A 7876-nucleotide genomic window follows, 5' to 3' on the forward strand; every position below is an offset into this window, starting at 1 on the left:
AGACTAGGCTCCCCGCGCCGTCGCCAACCTGCCCCCCCCCGGGGACGCCGTGGGTCGGGGACGACGGCCCCCCGGCCCCCGGTCGGCCACCGTTCCTCACGGAGTGGGACCGGCGGGTCGCGCGCCAGGTCCGCTCGTGGCGGGCGGTGGAGCACGTGCGCGTGCTGTCCGAGCGCATCGGCCCGCGCATCGGCGGCACGGCCTCCGAGCGCGCCGCGGCGGACTACGTCGCGGCGGTCCTGGACCGCCACGGCTGGAGGCCGCGCTTCGAGCCGTTCCCGGTGGCCGACAAGTTCCTGGCGCAGCTCACCGGTGAGCCGGGGCTGCCGCAGGACCTGTGCTGGCAGGCCGGCGCGTCGCCCGCGGCCGGGCTCGACGTGCGGGTCAGCGGGCCCGTCGTCGACGGCGGTACCGCCGAGCCGGCGGGGGAGTGGGTCGCGGCGGCCGCCGGGGCGGTCGTCCTGGTGGACGACCCGGGGGGAGCGGTGGCCGTGCGCGCCACCCGCGACGCGCGCGTGGCGACGGCCCTGGCCGCGGGGGCCGTCGCCGTGGTGCTCCTCCCGCCGGACCTGGTCTTCCCCCGCCGGGCGCAGGCGTCCAGCCCGGCGCTGGGCACCGAGGGTGCGCCGTTCCCCCCGACCGCCGTACCCGTGGTCGGCGTCGCCCAGGCGCAGAAGGAGCGGCTGCGCGCCGCGCTCGCCGCCGGCCCGCTGCGCCTGGGCGTGAGCACCACCGCGCACCGCGGGCTCACCAGCGTCAACGTGGTCGGCGAACTGCGCGGCCGCAGCGGCCCGGACGGGCCGGTCGTGGGCATCAGCGCGCACTACGACTCCGTCATCGGCGCACCCGGTGCCAACGACGACGGCTCCGGCACCGGCCTGTGCCTGGAACTCGCCCGCGTCCTGCGCACGCTGCCGCCCGCCGGTCCCACGCTGCGGATCGCGTTGTGGGGCAGCGAGGAGCAGGGCCTCATCGGCAGCCGCCACCACGTCGCCCAGCTGGACCAGGCCCAGCGCGACCGCATCGTCGCCGTCCTGCAGAACGACATGGTCGCCACCTCGTGGGACCCCGCCACCCGGTACTGGCGCCTGTCGTTCGACGGCTCGGACAACGCCGCCACCCGGGCGGTGGGCCGCGCCGCCGAACGGCTCGGCTACACCGCCGACCTCAGCCCGGTGACCCAGCGCGGCGCCAGCGACCACCAGTCGTTCCAGGAGGTCGGCATCGCCAGCGCGAACTTCTCCTGGCGCGGCGAGGAGAGCCCGGCGCTGCTCGAACCGCCGTACCACTCGCCCGAGGACACGATCGAGAAGAACATCAGCTACGAGCGCTACCAGGTGAGCCTCGAGCTGATCGGCGCCGCGGCGGTGTCGCTGCTGCACAGCCGCTGAGCGGTGCGACCGCCGGCCCGGCGCCCCGGCGACCGGGGCGGCTCCGGTTCGCGCCCGACCGGCCGCGGGCGCGGCGCTGTCGCCGGTGCGCCGCCGGTGGACGAGGCGTGCCCGCCGTGGTGCGCTCCTCGACGCGGCTGCGCCGGCCGGGCCGGACCTCGAGGGGCGCGGTGGTCACAGCACGCGGCGCCAGTAGCGCTCGGGAGCGTCGAGGAAGAAGCGCCAGTGCTTGACGACGGCCAGGTCCTCCCAGGCGACGGGGCGGATGCCCTCGGCCCCGACCTCGAGCACCGTGGCGCCGGGCAGGGCGGTCAGCAGGGGTGAGTGGGTGGCGCACAGCACCTGCTTGCCCTCCTCGGCCGCGCGCTGCAGGCCGGCGGCCAGGACGAGGCAGTTGTCGAAGGAGAGCGCCGACTCCGGCTCGTCGAGCAGGAGCAGGCCAGCGGCGGCGGTGTAGCGGCTCTCCAGCAGGTCCAGGAAGCCCTCACCGTGGCTGCGGTGGTGGAACCCGTGGCCGACCGGGTGCAGGGACTCCCGGTCGGACTCCTCGAGGTAGTCGTAGAAGCGGTGCATCGTCTCCGCGCGCAGGAAGAAGACCTCCCGCCGCCCGCCGGCGCCGCGCACGGCGCGCAGCCGCGACCCCAGGGTGGAGGTGTCCGAGCTGCGGCCCCGCTCGGGGCCGGCCAGGTGCGCGCGGGTTCCGCCTTCGGCGTGCGCGCCGAGGAGCTCGGCGACGGCCTCGAGCAGGGTGGACTTGCCGGCGCCGTTCTCACCCACGAGGAAGGTGACGCCGGCGGGGACCTCGAGGCCGTCGGTGAGCAGCTGGCGCACGGCGGGCACCGAGTCCGGCCAGGACGTCTCGTCGACGGTGGTCCCGGGTGCTGCTTCGATGCGCCGGAGCGCGCGGGCGGTGGGTGGCACGGCTCCAGCCTGCCCGGTGCGTGCTGCGCCAGGACCTCGACCCCCTCCCACCGAGGAGCCGTGCTCGCGCGGCGCCGCGGTGACGGGTGGATGCTGGAGCGTCGCGGGCGGTCCGTCGGCGGCGGGCGGTGCAGGTGCACCACGGCTGACCGGGGGGCGGGTGTGGACGTCGCGGCGCTGCGGGAGCGGTTGAGCGGGGTGCGCTGGCTCGGCGGCGGCAGCGGCGCGGGCAAGTCGACGACCGCGGCGTCGCTCGCCGAGCGGTACGGGCTGCGGGTGTACGCCACCGACGACGTCATGGCCGAGCACGCCCGCCGTTGCCCCGAGGCCCGGTGCCCGCACCTGCACGCGTTCGCGGCGATGAGCGTGGACGAGCGGTGGGTGCACCGCAGCCCGCGGGTGATGCTGGAGACCTTCCACTGGTTCCGCGGTGAGGGCTTCCACCTGATCGTGGAGGACCTGCTGGCCCTGAGCGGGACGGACGGGGCGGGCGGGGGGCGCGCGGGACCGGGCGTGCTGGTGGAGGGGTTCCGGCTGCTGCCGGACCTGGTCGCCCCGCTGCTGGCCGACCCGGGCCGTGCGCTGTGGCTGCTGCCCACGCCGGACTTCCGGCGGGCGGCCTTCGAGAGCCGCGGCGGGTCGTGGCGGATCGCCGGGCGCACCGGCGACCCGCACCGGGCGCTGGCGAACCTGCTGGAGCGGGACCGGTTGTTCACCGACGAGCTGCGCGAGCAGGTGCGGCGGCGGGGGCTGGGCGCGGTGGAGGTGGACCTCTCGTGCACGCACGAGCAGCTGCTGCGGGAGGTGGCGCTGCGGCTGGGGTTGTAGCGGTGCCCCTTGCCGGTGACGCCGCGGAGGTGGAGGTTGGAACCCCTCGTCCGGTTGGAGGCCCCCGTGGGCAAGCTGATCTACGCAGCCAACACCTCTCTGGACGGTTACCTGGAGGACGAGGACGGCTCCTTCGGCTGGTCGGTGCCGGACGAGGAGGTCCACGCGTTCTGGAACGAGCACGAGCGGGGCATCGGCACCTCCCTGTACGGCCGGCGCATGTACGAGACCATGCGCGTGTGGGAGGACGACGGCTGGTTGACCGGTGAACCGGCCGTCGTCCGCGAGTACGCGCGGATCTGGCGCGACGCCGACAAGGTCGTGTACTCCTCGACCCTCGACGGGGTGTCGACGGCGCGCACGAGGATCGAGCGGTCCTTCGATCCCGAGGCGGTGCGGCGGCTCAAGGAGGTCTCGGGTCCGGATCTGAGCGTCGGAGGCGCGGGGCTGGGTGCGCAGGCGTTCCGGCACGGTCTGGTGGACGAGTGCGTGCTGCTGCTGCACCCCGTGATCGTCGGCGGCGGCAAGCCGGTGCTCCCCGGGGGCGTGCGAGCGCACTTGCACCTGCTGGACCATCGGCGGTTCGGCAACGGCGTGGTGCACGTGCGCTACGCCGTGCGCAGCAACGCCTGAGGCTCCTCGCCGGGCCCCCGTCCCGCCGCCCCGATCGCGGACCGGGGTGCCGTTGAGCGGGGCCTCGCGGAGAACTCCGCGCAGGGGCTTGCCGGCCGATCCGGTTCTCCGGGTCGGTCTGCGCCCGGTCGAGAGTCCGCATCGGGGCCACGCCGTTCCTCGAAGACCTCCGTCCAGGTGACGGTGCTGGACGTGCTGTCCAGCGCGGGTGCCCCGGAACCGTGAGCAGATCGCCGCGATCACCGCCGCCCAGCGGCGCGACGGCGACCACGTGGATCTCGGCACGGTCGTTGACCCCCGGCGCGTTTCCGCCGATGCTGGGAGCGGGCGTGACGACGGCTGGAGGAGGCGCACCGTGGCGCGGCACCGCATCTTCGGCACCAGCTTCGCCGACATCCACCCGCTGTACGTGGCCAAGGCCGAGCGCAAGGGCCGCAGCCGGCAGGAGGTGGAGCAGGTGATCTGCTGGCTCACCGGTTACGACGAGGCCGGTCTGCGGGCCGCCATCGCGGACGGGGTCGACCTGGAGACCTTCTTCGCGCAGGCGCCGGGGGTGAACCCGCACGCCTCGCAGATCACCGGGCTCATCTGCGGTCACCGGGTGGAGGAGATCGAGGACCCGTTGATGCAGCGGATCCGCTGGATGGACAAGCTGGTCGACGAGCTGGCCCGGGGCAAGAAGATGACCTCGATCCTGCGCGGCCCCGGCGCGGGGCGGGCCCCGTCCTCGCCGCCGAGCTCGGCGCCGGTGGTCGGCTGAGGCGCCGGCGCCCGGCGGGGACCCCTCAGTCCAGGACCGCGGTGGCCTCGACCTCCACGAGGACGTCGGGCTCGAAGAGGTGGCTGACACCGATCAGGGAGGCCGGCGGCAGCGGCCGGGGCAGGTCCAGCTCCTCGGCGACCCGTTCGACACCGGCCAGGAAGGGCTCGATCTTCTCCGGGCTCCAGTCCGTGACGTAGAACGTCAGCCGCACCACGTCGCCGAACCCCGCGCCGGCAGCGCGCAGGCCCGCACCGGCGCCGCGCAGGGCGTGGGCGACCTGGCCGGCGAGGTCGCCCGGTGCCTGCGCCCGCCCCGAGCCGTCGCGGGCGATCTGGCCGGCGACGTGGACGTGGCGGGTCCCGGTGGCGACCGCGACGTGGTGGTAGGGGACCGGCTGCATCAGGCCGTCGGGGCTGAATCGCTGCACGGGCACGGGTCGCTCCTCGCGTCGCTCGGGTGGGGCCGCGGCCGGGCCGGGTGGCCCGGCCCACCGGCTGGTACCCCATTGCTACCTGGTGCCCGCAGGGAACTTCAACGAGACTAGGTGTCGTGCCGGAAACCACGCGCCCCCGCCCCGTCCTCGGCTCCCGTCCCGGTCCCGGTGCCGCTCCCGGGGTCCTCAGGGTCTCCGCGCCGCACCGCGACCTGCTGGACCAGGTGCTGGACAAGTGGTCGCTGCAGGTGCTGGAGGAGCTGTGCGAGCGCCCCTGCCGCTTCAGCGAGCTGCGCCGGGCGATCCCTGCGGTCACGGGCAAGTCGCTGACGGCGACGCTGCGCCGCCTGGAGCGCAACGGGGTCGTGGAGCGCGAGGTCGTCAGCTCGCGGCCGGTGGCGGTGGAGTACCGCATCAGCGCCCTGGGCAAGACGTTGCGCGAGCCGGTGGAGGCGTTGCTGGCCTGGAGCACGCGGTACCTGGACGAGGTGGAGGCGGCCCGGGAGCGCTTCGAGGAGCACGACGCACCCGTTCCGGACCCGCCGGCCGGGGTGCCCGGTCCGGCTAGGGCCGGTTGAACCGGGGCAGGAACGCGCGCACGAACCTGGGCGCCTCGCGCGTACCCGCCTGCACCGTCCGTGCGTTCATCGCCCGCGGCGACGTGGCCGGCCAGCGACCCGTCGCCGAGCGGGTGAGCACGGTGCGCAGCGCCGCCTGCTGCTCGGCGGCGGAGAACGCGCAGTGGCCGGCGGAGCGCACGTGCACCTGGCGCAGCAGGGAACCCTTCCCTGCGCGCCGCACGGCCTGCCCGTACCAGCCGTCCTGGGCGGCGGTCGAGATCTGGTCACCGGTGTTGGTCACGGTCAGGACGGGGACCTCCAGGTCCCCGTCCAGCACGAGTCCGCGCGCGAAGCGCTCGACCGCAGCGGGGTCGGCCGTGATCCTGGGGGCGGCGGCCAGGTCGGCGAGGTCGGTGCGCACGTCGGTGCCCGCCGCCCGGTACAGCTCGTGCACGGCCCGCCGCAGCGCCGGGTCGGCCCGGCGCAGCTGGGCCGCGTAGTCGACGCCGGTGTTCCACGAGGGGTTGCCGCCGACGACGGCGCCGATCTGGCGCCTGCTGCTCATCGCCTGCCCGACGTAGGGCAGCGGCCCGCCGGCCAGGGCGAGGTAGGCGCCGCGCTGCAGCGCCTCCGCGTCGTGCCGCTGCGGTGGTGGCGGTGTGCTGCCGTCCGGTTCGACCCCCCAAGCGGGCACCTGCCCCACGGCCGCCGCCAGGGCGGTGCGAGCCCGGCCGAGCGGCGTCCGCTGGGCCTGCCCGATCGCCTCGATCCAGGCCCGCTGCGCCGCCCCGACGTCGGCGGGCACGTCGATCACCGGCAGGCCCGGCGCGACGAGCCGCTCCAGCACGAAGACGGTGTCCAGCTTCTGGTTCCACTGGGCCACCGAGCCGCTGAGCCCGCCGCAGAGCGGCACGGCGGCGTCGAAGCGCCCGGGGTGGACCTGGGCGACGCCGGCGGACACGAAACCCCCCATGGAGGTGCCCGAGGCGACGGCGCGCTGCGCCGGGCCGTACGCCTGCTCGAAGCGGTCCAGGGCCTCCGCCTGGTTGTCGATCGCGGCGCGCAGGTCCCACCCCGTCACCGCCCGGGAGGTTCCGCCGCGGGCGGTCCCGTCGGCCAGCAGGCGCTGCGTGAGCTCCTCGTCCGGTCCACCGCCGACGAAGTCCAGGGCCACCACGACGGTGCCGTTCCAGTCCTGCGGGACGACGAACTGGAACGGGGTGCCGTCCTCCAGCGTCCCCGACAGGCACGTGGGGCGTGCGGGGGAACCGCTCAGGCACGGCTGAGCGCCCGCGGGAGGCGCGGGTGCGGCACCGGCCGGCCCGGTGTGCACCGCGGCGGTCAGCGCCACGGCCAGGACGGCCACCGCGGTGCGGCGGATCACGACGCGAACCCCTTGGAGGTGAGCGACCACTCCTGCTCGGTGCACAGGCCGCACTGCGGCCCGAGGAACCGGGCCCGTGCTGCGGACTGCCCGCGCAGCACGAAGTCGAACCAGTCGGCGGCGACCCCCCAGCCGTCGGTGACCTGGAACCCCTCGATCAGGCCGGAGTGACCCGCCGCGCTGTTCTCGGCCAGGACGGCGGGAACGTCCAGCAGGTCGTAGTTCTCGATGCTGTTGCGGTAGGCGACGTCCTCCGGTCCGCCGTTGACCAGCAGCGTCGGGCTGTGCAGGCCGGCGAGCAGTTCGCGCCCGTAACCGCCGAAGCTCGGCTGCTCGAAGTACCCGGTGTTGAACCCGGCGACCGCGTCGACGCGCGGGTCCGTGCCGGCCGCCAGCGCCTCGATCCCCCCGCAGGAGTGGCCCAGGACCCCGACGCGGGAGATGTCGAGGCGACCCTCGAACTGCCGCCGGGCCGCCTTGGTGCCGGCCCAGTCCACCGCGGCCAGCAGGGCCTCGGGGTGCGCGCTGGTGCTGCCCGGGTCGCCCGCGCCGGGGAAGGCGTCCAGCGCCCCGTTGGCCACCACCACGTACCCCTGGGAGGCCAGCCCGGTCAGGAAGGTGACCGCGGGCAGGTTGCTGCTGGCGCAGGCGCCGTTGCCGTAGACGATCAGCGGCAGGCTGTGGCGGGGCAGGCCCCGCAGGTCCGCCGGCCGGTACACCGTGTGCCCGGGCAGCCCGCGCGCCTCCTCCCGGACGGTGGCCAGCACGGTGGTCGCCGGACCGGGGGCCGCCGGACCGGGGGCCGCCGAGGCGGTGCTCGCGGCGGGCGCCGGGGAGCCGGCGTGGGGGGGGGGGGGGGGGGGGGGGGGGGGGGGGGGGGGGGGGGGGGGGGGGGGGGGGGGGGGGGGGGGGGGGGGGGGGGGGGGGGGCGGGGGGGGGGGGGGGGGGGGGGGGGGGGGGGGG

General features: G+C 76.0%; 9 protein-coding genes. 5 read left to right on the forward strand and 4 right to left on the reverse strand.

All coding sequences use genetic code 11. The features are described from left to right. Window positions 1-155 precede the first annotated feature (155 nt). A complete protein-coding gene (locus ACRYR7_RS22875) occupies window positions 156-1391 on the forward strand; it encodes a M28 family peptidase (protein WP_432574443.1) in 1236 nt (411 codons plus the stop codon). Window positions 1392-1565: 174 nt separating this feature from the next. Here ACRYR7_RS22875 and ACRYR7_RS22880 read toward each other — a convergent pair whose 3' ends face one another. Next, window positions 1566-2312: an AAA family ATPase gene (locus tag ACRYR7_RS22880; RefSeq protein WP_432574445.1), complete on the reverse strand. Its 747-nt coding sequence runs from the start codon at window positions 2310-2312 to the stop codon at window positions 1566-1568. Window positions 2313-2474: 162 nt separating this feature from the next. Here ACRYR7_RS22880 and ACRYR7_RS22885 point away from each other — a divergent pair, with 162 nt between their 5' ends. The 3 genes from ACRYR7_RS22885 (at window position 2475) to ACRYR7_RS22895 (ending at window position 4533) form a co-directional block, all read left to right on the forward strand. Next, the gene (locus ACRYR7_RS22885; protein WP_432574446.1) at window positions 2475-3140 is read left to right on the forward strand and encodes a hypothetical protein; all 666 of its coding nucleotides are present in this window, start codon (window positions 2475-2477) and stop codon (window positions 3138-3140) included. A gap of 66 nt (window positions 3141-3206) precedes the next feature. Next, complete coding sequence (locus ACRYR7_RS22890) at window positions 3207-3773, forward strand: dihydrofolate reductase family protein (RefSeq protein ID WP_432574455.1); 567 nt, start codon at window positions 3207-3209, stop codon at window positions 3771-3773. A 355-nt stretch (window positions 3774-4128) separates the two neighbouring features. Then, complete coding sequence (locus ACRYR7_RS22895) at window positions 4129-4533, forward strand: DUF2200 domain-containing protein (RefSeq protein ID WP_432574448.1); 405 nt, start codon at window positions 4129-4131, stop codon at window positions 4531-4533. Window positions 4534-4558: 25 nt separating this feature from the next. Here the strand turns inward: ACRYR7_RS22895 and ACRYR7_RS22900 are convergent, their stop codons facing one another. Then, window positions 4559-4969 carry a RidA family protein gene (locus ACRYR7_RS22900; RefSeq protein WP_432574450.1) on the reverse strand — a complete coding sequence of 137 codons (411 nt, stop codon included), beginning with the start codon at window positions 4967-4969 and terminating at the stop codon, window positions 4559-4561. A gap of 212 nt (window positions 4970-5181) precedes the next feature. Between ACRYR7_RS22900 and ACRYR7_RS22905 the strand changes: the two genes are divergently transcribed. Further along, window positions 5182-5547, forward strand: coding sequence for a winged helix-turn-helix transcriptional regulator (locus ACRYR7_RS22905; protein ID WP_432574456.1), 366 nt, complete (start codon window positions 5182-5184; stop codon window positions 5545-5547). Here the strand turns inward: ACRYR7_RS22905 and ACRYR7_RS22910 are convergent. Together ACRYR7_RS22910 and ACRYR7_RS22915 are read right to left on the reverse strand one after the other, a co-directional pair. Then, entirely contained in the window at window positions 5534-6913 is a 1380-nt protein-coding gene (locus ACRYR7_RS22910; RefSeq protein ID WP_432574451.1) for an alpha/beta hydrolase family protein, read from the reverse strand. The two genes, ACRYR7_RS22905 and ACRYR7_RS22910, sit on opposite strands and share 14 nt — an antisense overlap. Continuing rightward, the coding region (locus ACRYR7_RS22915) for a poly(ethylene terephthalate) hydrolase family protein (protein WP_459115337.1) at window positions 6910-7876 on the reverse strand (967 nt) is incomplete at its 5' end. The genes ACRYR7_RS22910 and ACRYR7_RS22915, both read right to left, overlap by 4 nt.

The sequence above is a fragment of the Kineococcus gurbantunggutensis genome, assembly GCF_050871925.1.
Classification (GTDB): Bacteria; Actinomycetota; Actinomycetes; order Actinomycetales; family Kineococcaceae; genus Kineococcus.